The 1,131-nt window shown below is 40.1% G+C and carries 1 protein-coding gene; it reads left to right on the top strand.

Features of this window, described 5'->3' with window-relative positions:
* Positions 1-545: 545 nt before the first annotated feature.
* The coding region (locus EI28_RS14260) for a hypothetical protein (protein ID WP_197018534.1) at positions 546-1,131 on the top strand (586 nt) is incomplete at its 3' end.

The following is a 1,131-nucleotide window of genomic DNA, read 5'->3' on the forward strand; positions in this document are numbered from 1 at the left end:
TTGCCCTTGCATCATTTATCACATCAGCCGTTGCGCTACTTGAGATCGTTACACTGTTCAATAGATGGTGGGCAGGAGCGGTGTTGTATGCAGGTGGATTTATTTTCGGACCGCTGCTCATAACTGCCATTTTCTGCTGATATTATGATCTATAATCGAATTAGAATTGCATATGCCATCGAATTAATAGAGTCAATTTAGTGAACGTAATAATGCAAGGTAGAGCATCATGAATTAGGCAGACATATATACAGGGATTCATACAATACCATTTATCCCGCTAATCCCTGCCGAAAAGATATATCCTTTCAACCGCCTACCAATAGGAAGTTTACATCCAATGTTCTGCTGGGTAGAGATAAGCGGTGGAGAGGATGTGTGGTTCCGATGAAAGTTGATCCCAAGTTGTATGCGCTAAAAAACGAGTTTGATAAAATTCTGTGTCCTGAAGTCATAAGAGAAGCAGAGCACTTACACCATAAGATCAGCAAATTGTCGGAAGACGATCTGCTCAAACCATTCACCGTATAAAACGGAAGATCTCAATGGCAGAAAATTCTCGAGATACACCTTTAGTTTATTCTTTTGAAGACGAACCAAGCCCAACCGGAAACTCCGCGGTCGGACATTACTTACGCTCATATCTTACTGCAATTCGCGCAAAAACATTTGTCAAAGAAGAAGATTACATCGACAAGGACTATCTCATTGACTATTCAAAATTTTATGCTCGTTCATTTGATGTGCATAAGAAGTATACGACCAGATACCATTTTTTCGCGATCAGGTTTACCGATGAAGAGTTCAAAGAAGCATTGAGATCCGGCGATCAAAAATTTTTCACGAAACTAAAGAGAAGTTATCTGGGCTTTATTGTACTAAAACCAATAAAAGACATAAACGGCCACAATCTGATAGGAAAAACTCTTTTGACACCCTATCCAATCAAAGATGGCGAGGAAGAGCGAGTCTATTTGAAAAGTAGTGTCAATGTGTCGCTATTTGGAGTTAATCTAAAAATCAAATCAACACCGTTCCAAGTTCAGGACGTTGCCGTCGGAGCGTGTGCTACAATCGCATGCTGGACATCACTGTTTCCTCTTACAAATCTATTTGGAATCTCGGCATACT

This window comes from Methanoculleus sp. MH98A, from assembly GCF_000691865.1.
Taxonomy (GTDB): Archaea; Halobacteriota; Methanomicrobia; order Methanomicrobiales; family Methanoculleaceae; genus Methanoculleus.